This window comes from Pengzhenrongella sp., assembly GCF_036565025.1.
Classification (GTDB): domain Bacteria; phylum Actinomycetota; class Actinomycetes; order Actinomycetales; family Cellulomonadaceae; genus Pengzhenrongella.
Map to the genome: position 1 here is coordinate 1 of NZ_DATCNW010000025.1, position 12,593 is coordinate 12,593.

Below are 12,593 nucleotides of genomic sequence, written 5' to 3' on the forward strand. Positions count from 1 at the left end.
CCCGCCGTGCTGTACGTGCACGGTTTCAACGACTACTTCTTCCAGACCCACCTCGCCGAGCAGTGGCTCGCGCACGGGTACGACTTCTACGCGTTGGACCTGCGCAAGTGCGGCCGCTCGCTGCGCGCCTGGCAGACCCCGCACTACTGCACCGACCTGACGGAGTACTCCGCCGAGCTCACCCGTGCAGCCCACCTCATCCGGGGCGAACTGGGCCACCGACGGCTCGTGGTGATGGGGCACTCGACCGGCGGGCTGATGGCCAGCCTGTGGGCACACAGCCAGCGACGCGCGTCCGTGGTCGACGCGCTCGTGCTCAACAGCCCATGGTTCGACCTCAACGCGGGCTGGTTCCACCGGGTCGTGACCACCCGTTTGCTGGACGCCGTCGGCCCGCTCGACCCCAAGCGCATCGTCGTCACCGGGCTCTCGGCCTACTCCCACCACCTGCATGTGAGCAACGGCGGCCGATGGGACTACGACCTCGCGCTCAAGCCGCCCGAGGGCTTCCCGGTCCGGGCCGGCTGGTTGCGCGCGATCCGGCGCGGCCAGGCCCGCCTGGCGACCGGTCTGGACATCGCCGCTCCGATCCTGGTGTGCATGGCCGAGGAGAGCGGGCCGAACACCCTGGCGAACCGGGACCTCGACCGGCAGGACACGATCCTGGACGTGCGGCAGATCGCCGCCCGGGCGCCCCGCCTCGGGAGGGACGTGACCCTCGTGCGCATCCCGGACGGGATCCACGACCTGGCCCTGTCCGCGCCGACCCCCCGCGAGGCCTACTTCAAGGCCGTCTTCACCTGGCTGTCCGCCTGACCAGCGGCCGGGATTGGGAAGAAATGGTCCGTCTCGCGGACCATTTCTTCCGGATCCTGGCCCGATTCCTACAGGCGGACGGACTCGCCCCGGTCGAGGACCGCATCCTCTTCCAGGTCCTCGGGGTCGCTGCGGTCGAGGTCGGGATTCTCGGTGGGCCAGTCCGCGTTGCTCTCGTGGCGGCGATGGGCACCGCGGCGCAGCGGCGCGGCGAAGAACTCGCCAAGGGTGACACCGGCCGCCAGTGCGACACCGGACATCGCCGCTCCGAGCAGCCCCGCGACGCCGGGCGAGAGTCCCGTCTGCGGTTCGTTGACGAGCTGGAACAGCGCGCGGTAGATCGCCAGCCCGGGCAGCAACGGGACGATGCCGCAGACCGAGATGAGGATCGGGGGGACGCGCACCCGCGGTCCCAGGTACTCGCCGAGGAAGCCGATCACCAGGGCGGCGACGCCGCTCGCGGCGGCCGGCCCCAGCCCGAGCTCGCGGGCCGCCATGAAGATCGTCCACGCGGTGCCGCCGGCGATCGCCGCGGCAACCGCGGCCCGCGGCCGCGCGTACGAGGCGAGTCCCCACGCCGCCGCGACCACCGCGGCGGACACAGCCTGGACGATCGGCGACGCGGAGTTGGCCGGGATGTCCAGGACCTCCAGCGGAACCCCCGCCCGACGGGCGACGTCGAGCACGCCACCGATGCCGATCACGATGCCGAGGGTGAGCATGACGACCTCGAACGTCCGGCCGCCGGCGGTGACCGCATGACCGCTGATCGCGTCCTCGGCGGCCCCGACCAGGGACGTCCCGGCGAGCAGCACGACGATCCCCGAGGCCACCACGAGGGACGGCGGGAAGGCTCCGAGATCGATGGAAAGGTGCGGCGCCACGAGATACAGGCCGACCGCGACGAGCGTCGCGATGGCGGCGCCGGTGCCCTGCACGAAGAACGGCGGCAGGCCCCACCGGTCGAGCTTCCACACCACCCGGTCGATGATCGCCGTCGTCGCGGCCGCGACGAGCGCGACGTTGAGCCCTCCACCGAGCAGCACAGCGACGGCGGCGGCAAGCACGGAGAGGACCCCGGTGACGACCAAGCGCCGATAGGGGCGAGGCGCCTGGACGATCTCGTCGAGGCTCAGGTGAGCCTCCTCGAGCTTTCCCAGCGCCGCGTCGTACGGGACGACCTCCGCGCCGAGGTCCGTCGCGAGTTCGATGATCTGAGCGAGGCGCCCGTAGTCGGAGATCCTGGTACGCACCACGCGCATCAGGGTGAGCGGCGGGTTCGCGCCGCCGGGGTCGTACGAGACCGTGATGGCCGTGAAGTTGACCTCGACCTGGCACGAATCGAGGCAGAACACGCGCGTCGTCCGGTGGACCATCGCGGTGACGTCGGCGGCTCCGGCACCGAGGGAGAGCATCGCCTCCCCGATCCGCAGCGCGAGCTCCAGGGTCCCCCGCACTACCGCGTGGTCGAGTCCGGCATCCTGCGCGCGCTGTCCCACGTGAAAGGTGAGAGGTCCGTCGATCATCTGGCGCATGAGACCTCGAACGCCCCGGATACCTCGCATGCTCCCGACCCTAACCGCGGCCGAAGAGGGCAAATACGACGCCGACCGCGGCGTTGCACGCTGTTACCCGGACCTTCACAAAGCGGGCACACGGCGGGTGGCTGCCGGCCGATTTGGGCCGCTTGGGTGACGCAACTCACATTCGCCTGCCCGGGCGGACCGGCCCGAATTGCTGCCTCCTCAGGGCAGCGCCGGGTACGGCGTGTCGTCGATGGGCTCCGGTGGGGCCGGAGGGACGACGGCGCCCTCGGCGACCGGACCGGTCAGCGGCCGCACCTCGGGGATCAGCGGATCGACCGGTGGCAACTCACCGAAGGCAGCGATCGACCAGATGTCAGAGCCGGTGAGGTCCGCACCGATCAACCGCCGGGCGAAGCCGAGCGCGACGAGGGTTCCGGGCAGCAGCGCCAGGGCCGCCACGCCGATCCCGATGCTGAGGACGAGACTGCCACCGCCCAGCAGGTCGGACGGGACGGAATCGACCACGCATCCGGTGAGCAGTATCAGCACCACAATGTCTTCGCCGGACCCCGCGCGCAGCGTCCGATGCGGCTGGTCGACGCACAGGCCCACAAAACGGCTCAGCCGACTCAGTGCGACCCAACCGCCGATCAGTCCAAGCCCGAGCGCTGCCGCCAGGCAGACCTCGGCGGCCGCGCTCTGGGCGAGGAACGCGACCGCAACCGACGTGACCGAGGCGAACCCGAGCACACGCGAGACCCACGGCAGCGCCCAGCGAGCCGTCGTTCGCGGCTGCGGACCATCCTGCGCGACGAGGGATCCTTCGTGCAGCGACTCTCCTGGCTGCGCCGCTACATGCTGGACAGCGGCGGCGCGCCGTGCCGACCCGGCCGACATCCTCATAAAGACGATGAGCACCGGAACCGCGATCCCTCCAGGCCGCTGCCAGTTCGGGCCGCTGACGACGATTGCCAACCAGAGCAGCCCCCACCAGTACGTCAAGAACCGTCGCAGCGGGTACCAGGAGCCAGAGATGTCGTCGAGCGCCCAGGCCCGGAATGCCCTCGGGATCCGGCGGTTCAACAACCGGTACGCGAGCCACGTCAGCAACGGCGGGTGTCCGCGCCAGCGCGTCGCCAGCCCGCCTCGGGCGAGGTCGAACGCCCGGCGCCACCCCAGCCGCAGCGTGCCCGGTCCGGCCAGGTCGACCACCAGCCCGAACAGCTCCTCACCGCGAGCCGCGCGCCACCGTGGCGGGTACGCACGCATCCAGAACCGCAGGCTTCGCACGAACCGTTCGTTCATCCCGACACCCACGCCGCTCAACGTCGACGCCGTCGTCGGTCTCGTCATCACGCGCTGCCGAGCGCGGCGCCTGCGCCCAGCACGGCTCCCGCGCGGCGGGTCAGCGCGCGCAGCCGAGCGGTCTCCGCGACGACGGCCGCCGAGCCGTCGTCGGTCAGGCGGTAGTACCTGCGCAGCCGACCGTCGACGACCTCCTCGCCGCTCTGCTCCACCATCCCGGCGGCGGCGAGGCGGTCCAGCAACCCGTAGAGGGTGCCGGCGCCGAGGGTGGTCTCACCGGCGGAGAGGTCGACGACCGCCTTGACGATGCCGTACCCGTGCCGCGGCCGGTCGGCCAACGACAGGAGCACGAGGTAGGCCTGCTCGGTCATCCGAAATGTCACTTGCGATATATATCGTCAGGCGACCTATGACGCAAGACCTCGAACGGGTGACGCACGACGTCAGCCGCCGCCCTCCAGCAGGAGGGCGACGGCTGACGCGGCTTCGATCTCGTCGGCACCGTCGGCGCGGAGCTCGAGCTCCCGGCCGCCCGGTACCCCCAGCGCGAGCACCGCGACCGGGTTCCGCAAGCTCGCGGTCCGCCCGCCGTAGCTCAGGAAGATGCTGCTCTGGAACCGGTCACCCTCCGCCAAGAGGCGGTGCGCGACCAGGGCGTGGATACCGCGGGAATCGCCGACGATCACGCGCCGCATGATCATTCGCGGTCCCTACGCCTCGATCGTGATCACGCTGCCGACGGCGAGCTTCGGCGGCTTCCCGGCCTCCACGTACACCGAGCCGTGCAGGTCGGCCGTGGTCGCGCCGTTGAAGACGACCGTGATGCTGGCGAGCCAGGCCAGCGCCACCCGCGGTGCACCGGTGAAGAACCGCGAGTACAGGACCGACGGGACACCGACCTCGACCGTCTCGGGCTCCGCCTCGGCGAGGCCAAGACCGACCGGGATGAAATCGCACGCGTTCTGGGTGTTGATGGCGTACAGCGCGGGCAGGGCGAGGCTCGGGTGGATGTTCCCCTTGCCGATCTCGACTCCGATCAGCGTGCCGATGACCTGGCCGATGACGCCGCCCGGGCCGAGCAGCGGCGGCATTTTCCGCCGCCCGGAATCCGACCGGACGATGTGGTCGGCCGCCGCGTCCGGCCGGCGACCACGAACTCGGAGCACCCCGATTGAAGTGGCAGGCTCGGGGCCGTGCCCGCGCTCTCACCCGTTGACCTGACCCTGCTCGCCCTCGCCGCATCGCTCGTGGGGCTGAGCAAGACCGCGCTGCCCGGTGCGGCCACGCTCACCGTCGCCGTCTTCGCCGCGGTGCTGCCCGCGAAGCAGTCCACCGGGGCCCTGCTGGTGCTGCTCATCCTCGGGGACCTGTTCGCCGTGTGGACGTACCACGCGCACGCGGATTGGAAGACGTTGCGCCGGATGGTGCCGGCCGTGCTCGTCGGAGTCCTGGTGGGCACGGGCTTCCTGGCGACCGCCGGCGACGCGATGGTGCGCCGGGTGATCGGGGTGATCCTGCTCGTGCTCGTCGCGGTGACGCTGCTGCGCCGGGCCGCGGCGACGAGGACGGCGAAGCGGTCCGGGCTGGGCACGCTCGATGCCGGTGAGGGATCGGACGCTCACGTGCTCGCGCCCCCGGCGAGCCCTGCCACCTCCGGGCGCGGATGGCGGCGCCGCCTCGAGACGGGCACGTACGGCCTGCTCGCCGGCTTCACCACGATGGTCGCCAACTCGGGCGGCCCGGTCATGTCCATGTACTTCCTCGCCACGAGGTACTCGATCAATCGGTTCCTGGGCACGGCCGCGTGGTTCTTCTTCGTCGTCAACCTCACCAAGACCCCGTTCTCGATCTCCCTCGGCCTGATCAGCCTCGACTCCCTGAAGCTCGATCTGCTGCTGGCACCCGCCGTCGTCGTCGGCGCCATCATCGGCCGCCGGCTCGCCAAGCGGATCGACCAGGTCCTGTTCGACCGGCTCGTCCTTGCCCTGACCGTGGTGTCTGCGAGCTACCTGCTGCTGCAGTGACCCCTCGCCACGGACCGCGGAACTCGGTTCCGCCCAAGCATGGGAGAGTCACGGCATGAAATTCGCGCGCCTCGGTCCGATCGGACAGGAACGACCCGCCGTGCTCGTCGGCGGCACCTACTTCGACATCTCGGAGATCACCCACGACGTCGACGGCGAGTTCCTGTCGTCCGGCAGGGTGGCGTCCGTGCGGGACGCGGTCGAGTCGGGCACCCTCCCGGTGTTCGACGGCGCCGACTCGCTGCGGATCGGCGCCCCGATCTCCCGCCCGAGCGCGGTGATCTGCATCGGCATGAACTACGCGGCGCACGCCGCCGAGTCGGGGTCGGCGCCGCCCGAGGTCCCGATCATCTTCCTCAAGACCCCGAACACCGTCGTCGGGCCGAACGACACCGTGCAGATCCCCCGCGGCAGCACGAGGACCGACTGGGAGGTCGAGCTCGGGATCGTGATCGGCGCGCGCGCGTCCTATCTCGACTCGCCGGACGACAGCCTCGGCCACATCGCCGGGTTCGTCACGGCGAACGACCTGTCCGAGCGCGAGTTCCAGCTGAACGCGTCCGGCGGCCAGTGGTCGAAGGGAAAGTGCGCGCCGGGGTTCAACCCGACCGGTCCGTGGCTCGTCACGCCCGACGAGGTCGACCACCAGAACCTGCGGTTGCGAAGCTGGATCAACGGCGAGCCCCGCCAGGACTCGACCACCTCCGACCAGATCTTCGACGTCGACTTCGTGATCTGGCACCTGAGCCAGTACCTCGCGCTCGAGCCGGGCGACCTCGTGCTCACCGGCACGCCCGCGGGCGTCGCCCTGTCGGGGCGCTTCGGATACCTCGCGGCCGGCGACGTCTGCGAGATCGAGATCGAGGGTCTTGGCCACCAGCGACAGGAGTTCGTCGCTTACTCCAACGAAGGGCACCACGATGCGTGAGTTCGAGAACCTCGTCGCCGTCGTCACCGGAGGTGCGTCGGGCATCGGAGCCGCCGTGGCGCGCGCCCTGCACGACGCCGGCGCGACCGTCGCCGTCCTGGACCTCGCGCCGGAGAACACCGACCCCGCCTACCTGGCCGTGCGGACCGACGTCGCCGACGACGCGTCGGTGCGCGCGGCCATCGACACCGTCACGGACCGGCTGGGTCGCATCGACATCGTCGTGAACAACGCGGGCGTCGGCGCGCAGGGCACCGTCGCCGACAACCCCGACGACGAGTGGGCGCGCGTGCTGAGCATCAACGTGACCGGGATTGCGCGCGTCACGCGCGCCGCGCTGCCGTGGCTGCGCCGGTCGCCGTCGGCCGCGATCGTGAACACGTCCTCGATCGGCGCGACCGCCGGCCTCCCCCAGCGGGCGCTGTACTGCGCATCCAAGGGCGCCGTGCTCGCGCTCACCCGCGCGATGGCCGCCGACCACCTCCGGGAGGGCATCCGCGTGAACTGCGTGAGCCCCGGCACGGCGGACACCCCCTGGGTCGCGCGCCTGCTCGCGTCGGCCGAGGATCCGGAGGCCGAGCGGGCCGCACTCAACGCGCGCCAGCCGCACGGCCGGCTCGTCGACCCGGACGAGGTCGCCGGCGCCGTGGTCTACCTCGCGAGCCCACGCTCCGGGTCGACGACCGGCATCTCGCTCGCCGTCGACGGCGGGATGCAGGAGTTGCGGCTGCGCCCCGTGTAGGCAATGGCTAGTTTACTCGTGAGTTGGTCCTCGAGTTCGATCGCAGAGAGGGGAGACGCGACGTGAGCGCAGCGGAAGTCCTCCTGGAAGGGGTCGTGTTCGGCGAGTCACCGCGCTGGCACGACGGGCGCCTCTGGTTCTCCGATTGGGGCGCGCACCAGGTGATCGTGCTCGGCACCGATGGCAGTCACGAGGTCGTCGCGACTGTCCCGTCGTTCCCCATGTGCATCGATTTTCTCCCCGACGGTCGGCTGCTCGTCGTGGACTCGGCACAGCGCCGGATTCTGCGTCGCGAGCCCGATGGGTCGCTGGTCCCGCATGCGGACCTTTCCGAGGTCTCGGAGAAGCCGTGGAACGACATCGTGGTCGACGACCGCGGCAACGCCTACGTCAACAACATCGGCTTCGACTTTCCCGGCGGTGAGTTCGCGCCGGGCGTCGTCGCACTCGTCACGCCGGAAGGCGATGTCCGCCAGGTCGCCGACAATGTCGCGTTCCCCAACGGGATGGCGATCACGCCCGACGGCGGGACGCTGATCGTCGCCGAGTCGTACGCCGACCGGCTCACGGCGTACGACATCGCGGCGGACGGCGGCCTGCGCAACCGGCGGGTGTGGGCGGACACACCCGGCGATCATCCGGACGGGATCTGCATGGATGCGCAGGGCGCGGTCTGGTACGCCGACGTGGGCAACAAGCACTGCGTGCGGGTCCGTGACGGGGGTGCGGTGCTGGCCACGGTCGAGCTGGACCGCGGCGCCTTTGCCTGCGCGCTCAGTCGGGGCGAGGATCCGCACCTGTTCGTCGTCGGCCAGAACTGGGGTGGACCTGAGTCGTCGAAACCCAGCGGGCGGGTTGTCTCGTTCCCGGTGCTCGTGCCGGGGGCTGGGAAGCCCTGACGTCCGCCTTCGTTCGGGCCCCGGCCCGTCCGCCCGGCGTGGTGAGCACGCGCGACGGCTCCGGTGTCGGCAGACTCTGCCGACATGGGCGCACCGGCACAGCTGGACGGATTCACCCTCCTGGATCGCCCACCGGGCGCGGACTGGCCGTGGCCGGTGTACCGCCGCGGGGACGGGCCCCCGGTGCTCGTCCTGCACGAACTGTTCGGCGTGACGCGGGTCCTGCTCGAGTTCGCCCGGCTGGTCGCGGATGCCGGGTTCTCCGTGTGGCTGCCCGCGCTCGCTGGTCCGGTGCCTGCCTCCAGCGGACTCGACAAGGCCCGCACGGTCCTGAACATCTGCCTCTCGCGGGAGGTCAACGTACTGGTCGGCGGCAGGACGAGCCGGATCGTCGAACCGCTGCGGGCCCTCGGGCGGCATGCCGCGACATCGTCGGGCGCGTCCGGCGTCGGCGTCATCGGCATGTGTTTCAGCGGCGGCTTCGCGCTCGCGCTCGCCGCCGACGAGCACGTGCTCGCCGCCGTCTCCGCGGAGCCCGCGCTGCCCGTCGCCACGCCGGTCACCCCCTGGTGCGCCCGCGACCTCGGCATGTCCACGGCCGACATCGCCGAGGTGCGCCGCCGGCTCGGAGCCGGCGACGTCGAGGTTCTCGTCACGCGCTTCTCCGCGGACCGCAAGAGCCCCGCGACCAGGCTCGACACGATTCGGCAGAAGTTCGGGCCGGAGGGCCTGACCGTCGACGAACTGCCGTCCGGGCCCGGGAACGAGTTCCGCTTCGACCCGGGCGAGCATTCCGTGCTCACCGGCGGGCCGATGCACTACCGCTGCGAGAGCCCGGCCGGCGAGCGCCTGCTCGAGACGGAGGAGCGGGTGTTCGCGTTCCTCCGACGGCGGCTGGCCGCGTAGGCAGGGCGAAGCCCGACGCTCCGGCGGCCGTCGGGACGTTTCCGCGGGAACGTCTGGTCCCGGACTCCGAGACGGAAACGTCCACCTCTTGGCGAGAAGCGGCCCCAGCACGGCCACGAGCGTGGTCGCGCCGGCCTCGGCGTCGGCCGGTTCAACGTGCAAATGCGGTGAGGGCGAGACCCAGTTCGGCTTCGCACGAACAACCCCGCCCCGGCGGAGCGCTCATTACAAGGTCGCTGTAATGCTTGTAATGAACGAGTTACCGGTATTTGCGCCGCGCCGCCTCCGACCACCTATCGAGGGTTCGCCGCGACCCGCACGATCGCCACCGACGCGGCCGTACCCGTTGCGCGAGTCTGACCGGACCGCGGCAGCAGGGCGTCAAACCGTCCGAGCTCCCGGCCCTCCCCCACCCGCAGCACGCCGTCGAGCACGACGACGGCGACGATCGACGGATCGCTCCACTCGACCGGTCCGTCTAGGTCGCGCACCTCGATGGCTCCCGTGCGGCTCCCGCGGCGCGTCATCAGGTTGAGGTCCGTAGTCGGGCCGTGGGTCAGTCTCGCGTGGACCCGGGCCTCCCCCGGGAACGCGATCACGTCGCCGTTCGCCACCACCTGCTCGACCCCGTCGACGTCGAGCACGAGCTGGCCCCGCGACGCCACGGTGAAGACCCGGTCGACGCCGGGGAACGCGGAGAACGGTCCGTCGGCGTCGATGTCCGCCAGGCTCAGCCGCCACGCGAAGGTCTCGAGCGACGCGCCGTCGGGCTGGGTGCGGATCGCGCGGGTCCGGCCGCCGCCGTTCTTCCAGGCGGACACCGGCATGGACGCGAGCTCGAGAACGCGGGCAGGCTCGAGTGCGTAGGTCATCCCCGGATCATGCCAGCGGCCCGACGGCCGTCGTGGCGGCATCCCGCACCGCGCCCGAGCGCACGAGCTCGACGACGGCCTCGATCTCGGCCGAGAGGTAGCGGTCCGGGCCGGGGCCGGCGACCCGGGTCCGGACCAGGTCGCGGACCGCGGCGGTTCCCCCGGCCGGGACGAGGGCCGGATCCGCCACCGCGCGCAGGTCGAGGGCGCGGGCTGCGGTGAGCACCTCGATCGCGAGCACCTGCGCGACGCCGTCGAGCGAGCGACGCAGCTTGCGCGCCGCGTGCCAGCCCATCGAGACGTGGTCCTCCTGCATCGCCGAGGACGGGATGGAGTCCACCGACGCCGGGACCGCGAGGCGCTTGAGGTCCGACACGATCGCGGCCGCGGTGTACTGGGCGATCATGTGCCCGGAGTCGACGCCGGGGTCGTCGGCGAGGAACGGCGGCAGGCCCTCGTTGCGGGCCGGGTCCAGCAGCCGGTCGGTGCGCCGCTCGCTGATGCTGGCGAGGTCCGCCGCGGCGATCGCCAGGAAGTCGAGCACGTATGCGATCGGCGCGCCGTGGAAGTTGCCGTTGGACTCGATCCGGCCGTCGGTGGTCACCACGGGGTTGTCGATCGCTGCCGCGAGCTCGCGGCCGGCCACGAGGCCCGCGTGGTCCGCGGTGTCCCGCACGGCGCCGTGCACCTGAGGGGCGCAGCGCAGCGAGTACGCGTCCTGCACCCGGGTGCAGGACGCGTCGCCGTTCGCGTCCACCGTGCGGTGGCTGGCCATGATCGGCGATCCGGCGAGCAGCCGGCGCAGGTTCGCGGCGGACGCGCCCTGGCCGGGGTGCGGTCGCAGCGCCACGAGGTCCGCGGCGAACACCGCGTCCGTGCCGAGCAGGGCCTCGACGCTCATCGCCGCGGCGACGTCGGCCGTGGTGAGCAGCGCGGCGACGTCGTGCAGGGCGAGCACGAGCATGCCCAGCATGCCGTCGGTGCCGTTGATGAGCGCGAGGCCCTCCTTCTCGGCGAGCGTGAGGGGCTCGATGCCGGCGTCGGCCAGCGCCTCGGCGGCGGGGCGCAGCCGGCCGGACGCGTCGCGGACCTCCCCCTCCCCCATGGCCACGAGGGCGAGATGGGCGAGCGGTGCGAGGTCCCCCGAGCAGCCGAGCGACCCGTACTCACGGACCACGGGCGTGAGCTGGGCGTTCAGGATCTCCGCGTACGCCTGCGCCGTGCGCGGCCGCACGCCGGTGCGGCCGGTCGCGAGGGTCGCGAGCCGCAGCAGCATCAGGGCGCGGACGACCTCCCGCTCGACCTCGGGGCCCGAGCCAGCGGCGTGCGACCGGATCAGGCTGCGCTGGAGGTCGGCGCGGCGCTCGACGGGGATGTGCCGGCGGGCCAGCGCGCCGAACCCGGTCGAGATGCCGTAGTGCGGGACGACGTCCTGGGCGAGGGCGTCGACGACGGCGCGGCTCGCGGCGATCGCGACGAGCGCACCCGGGGTGAGCCGCACGGATGCGCCGTGCCGGGCGACCGCGACGACGTCGGCGATGGACAGCGGCGCGCCGGTCAGCTCGACGACCGCCCGGGCGGGTTCGGGGCGGGCGGTCGGGGCGTCGGCGGGGGTAGTCAGGGAAGCCATGCCTCATCAGATACCCGATGGGCGCCGACCGGGAGGCCCCGGACCCCGGTAGTGTCTGAGATCCCAGACAACTTGCCCGGGGGGTTCCGACGTGGGTGCGAGCAGCGAGGTCCCGGCGGCCCGGAACGCGGTCCGGGTGCTGTCCTACCTCGCCGCGCAGGCCGGCCCGTCCCCGGCCGCGGCGATCGCGCGCGGGCTCGACCTCCCCCGGTCGAGCGTCTACCACCTGCTCGCGGTCCTCACCGAGGAGGGCTTCGTGACGCACCTCGCCGAGGAGCGGCGCTACGGCCTCGGGCTGGCCGCGCTGGGGCTCGGCTCGGCCTATGCGCGGCAGGCGCCCCTGACCCGGCTCGCCCGGCCGATCATCGCGCGGCTCGTGGACGCCACCAGAGAGAACGCGCACCTCGCCGTGCTGCACGGCCGCGAGGTGCTGTATCTCGTCGAGGACCGTGCCCCCGGCCGGCCCACCCTGGTGTCCGACGTCGACGTCCGCCTGCCCAGCCATCTCACCGCGAGCGGCCGCGCGATCCTCGCGGGACTTCCGGCCTCGCACGTGCGCGCCCTGTTCCCCAGCACCGCCGCGTTCGCGGACCGGACCGGCACCGGACCGCGGTCCTTGCGCGAGCTCCGCGAACTCCTGCGCGCGGTCCGGCAGCGGGGCTACGCCACGGAGGACGGCGAGGTCACGCCGGGTCTGGCCTCGGTCGCCCGCGCCGCGGTCGACCACACCGGGCGCCCGGTCGCCGGGATCGCGGTGACCTTCCTGGCCGACGGCGTCTCGCCCGAGCGACGGGGCGAGCTCGCCGCCGCCGTCGGGCGGGCGACGGGCGAGCTGAGCCGGCGGCTCGGTGCGCGCGTCGAGTGAGGGCCGAAGCCGAAATGACCCCCAGAACCCTGCAACGTCCGAGCGTTGGCGTCCTATAGGACGTCAACGCTCGGACGTTG

General features: G+C 72.0%; 14 protein-coding genes. 7 read left to right on the top strand and 7 right to left on the bottom strand.

Annotated features, from left to right (window positions below; genetic code table 11):
- Positions 1-816 (top strand): alpha/beta hydrolase (locus VIM26_RS01160; RefSeq protein ID WP_331948477.1); only part of this gene is annotated, 816 nt, incomplete at its 5' end.
- 68 nt (positions 817-884) lie between these two features.
- Here the strand turns inward: VIM26_RS01160 and VIM26_RS01165 are convergent.
- The 5 genes from VIM26_RS01165 to VIM26_RS01185 all read right to left on the bottom strand — a co-directional run bounded on the left by VIM26_RS01165 (position 885) and on the right by VIM26_RS01185 (position 4,738).
- Positions 885-2,342 (bottom strand): threonine/serine exporter family protein, encoded by a 1,458-nt coding sequence (locus tag VIM26_RS01165; protein ID WP_331948478.1) that lies wholly within the window; start codon positions 2,340-2,342, stop codon positions 885-887.
- A 219-nt stretch (positions 2,343-2,561) separates the two neighbouring features.
- Positions 2,562-3,695 carry a hypothetical protein gene (locus VIM26_RS01170; protein ID WP_331948479.1) on the bottom strand — a complete coding sequence of 378 codons (1,134 nt, stop codon included), beginning with the start codon at positions 3,693-3,695 and terminating at the stop codon, positions 2,562-2,564.
- A complete protein-coding gene (locus VIM26_RS01175) occupies positions 3,695-4,018 on the bottom strand; it encodes a PadR family transcriptional regulator (RefSeq protein WP_331948480.1) in 324 nt (107 codons plus the stop codon). The genes VIM26_RS01170 and VIM26_RS01175 overlap by 1 nt, the downstream gene beginning before the upstream one ends.
- 72 nt (positions 4,019-4,090) lie before the next feature.
- The gene (locus VIM26_RS01180) at positions 4,091-4,348 is read right to left on the bottom strand and encodes an HPr family phosphocarrier protein (RefSeq protein ID WP_331948482.1); all 258 of its coding nucleotides are present in this window, start codon (positions 4,346-4,348) and stop codon (positions 4,091-4,093) included.
- A 9-nt stretch (positions 4,349-4,357) separates the two neighbouring features.
- Entirely contained in the window at positions 4,358-4,738 is a 381-nt protein-coding gene (locus VIM26_RS01185; RefSeq protein ID WP_331948483.1) for a hypothetical protein, read from the bottom strand.
- Between the two features lie 102 nt (positions 4,739-4,840).
- On the opposite strand from VIM26_RS01185, the gene VIM26_RS01190 reads away from it, so the two are divergent.
- The 5 genes from VIM26_RS01190 (at position 4,841) to VIM26_RS01210 (ending at position 9,146) form a co-directional block, all read left to right on the top strand.
- Positions 4,841-5,671 carry a sulfite exporter TauE/SafE family protein gene (locus VIM26_RS01190; RefSeq protein ID WP_331948484.1) on the top strand — a complete coding sequence of 277 codons (831 nt, stop codon included), beginning with the start codon at positions 4,841-4,843 and terminating at the stop codon, positions 5,669-5,671.
- Between the two features lie 55 nt (positions 5,672-5,726).
- Positions 5,727-6,599 carry a fumarylacetoacetate hydrolase family protein gene (locus VIM26_RS01195; RefSeq protein WP_331948485.1) on the top strand — a complete coding sequence of 291 codons (873 nt, stop codon included), beginning with the start codon at positions 5,727-5,729 and terminating at the stop codon, positions 6,597-6,599.
- Positions 6,592-7,341, top strand: a complete 750-nt coding sequence (locus tag VIM26_RS01200; protein WP_331948486.1) for an SDR family oxidoreductase — start codon at positions 6,592-6,594, stop codon at positions 7,339-7,341. The genes VIM26_RS01195 and VIM26_RS01200 overlap by 8 nt, the downstream gene beginning before the upstream one ends.
- Positions 7,342-7,403: 62 nt before the next feature.
- The gene (locus VIM26_RS01205) at positions 7,404-8,240 is read left to right on the top strand and encodes an SMP-30/gluconolactonase/LRE family protein (protein ID WP_331948487.1); all 837 of its coding nucleotides are present in this window, start codon (positions 7,404-7,406) and stop codon (positions 8,238-8,240) included.
- A gap of 84 nt (positions 8,241-8,324) precedes the next feature.
- A complete protein-coding gene (locus VIM26_RS01210; protein ID WP_331948488.1) occupies positions 8,325-9,146 on the top strand; it encodes a dienelactone hydrolase family protein in 822 nt (273 codons plus the stop codon).
- A 293-nt stretch (positions 9,147-9,439) separates the two neighbouring features.
- Here the strand turns inward: VIM26_RS01210 and VIM26_RS01215 are convergent, their stop codons facing one another.
- Positions 9,440-10,018: a HutD family protein gene (locus VIM26_RS01215; RefSeq protein ID WP_331948489.1), complete on the bottom strand. Its 579-nt coding sequence runs from the start codon at positions 10,016-10,018 to the stop codon at positions 9,440-9,442.
- A gap of 7 nt (positions 10,019-10,025) precedes the next feature.
- Positions 10,026-11,648 (bottom strand): histidine ammonia-lyase, encoded by a 1,623-nt coding sequence (gene hutH / locus VIM26_RS01220; protein ID WP_331948490.1) that lies wholly within the window; start codon positions 11,646-11,648, stop codon positions 10,026-10,028.
- Positions 11,649-11,739: 91 nt separating this feature from the next.
- On the opposite strand from hutH, the gene VIM26_RS01225 reads away from it, so the two are divergent.
- Positions 11,740-12,513: an IclR family transcriptional regulator gene (locus VIM26_RS01225; protein ID WP_331948491.1), complete on the top strand. Its 774-nt coding sequence runs from the start codon at positions 11,740-11,742 to the stop codon at positions 12,511-12,513.
- Positions 12,514-12,593 lie beyond the last annotated feature (80 nt).